Annotated in this window: 1 protein-coding gene; it reads left to right on the top strand. The window is 62.2% G+C overall.

The window, feature by feature from the left end; translation table 11 throughout:
* Nucleotides 1-450, top strand: a 450-nt coding sequence (locus ACODSJ_RS24725; RefSeq protein WP_489104226.1) for a DDE-type integrase/transposase/recombinase, incomplete at both ends; no start/stop codon positions are given.

The raw sequence follows: 450 nt of genomic DNA, 5'->3' as shown, positions 1-450 counted from the left end.
TGCCCGCGATCAACGTGAAGCGGGTTTACCGGGTGATGCGTGATCACAATCTGCTGCTTGAACGGCGGATCAAACAGCCCGGCGTGCCGCGTCGGCACGAAGGCCGTATTGCCGTGAAAACCAGCGATACGCGTTGGTGCTCGGACGGCTTTGAGTTCCGCTGTGAGGACGGCGCCAAACTGAGCGTTACCTTCGCCCTTGACTGCTGTGACCGCGAAGCCATCGGCTGGATCGCCAGCCCGACCGGGTACAGCGGCGATGATATCCGCGACTTGATGCTGGAAAGCGTGGAGAAGCGCTTTGGTGATCAACTGCCCGTCACGCCGGTGCAATGGCTAAGCGATAACGGCTCGGCGTACACCGCCGAACAGACGCGCCTGTTTGCTCGGCAGATCGGTTTGCAGCCGGTGACCACACCTGTGCGCAGCCCGCAGAGCAACGGCATGGCCG

The organism is Pseudomonas sp. FG6 (assembly GCF_057809015.1).
This window is presented reverse-complemented; position numbering and strand designations above follow the sequence as displayed.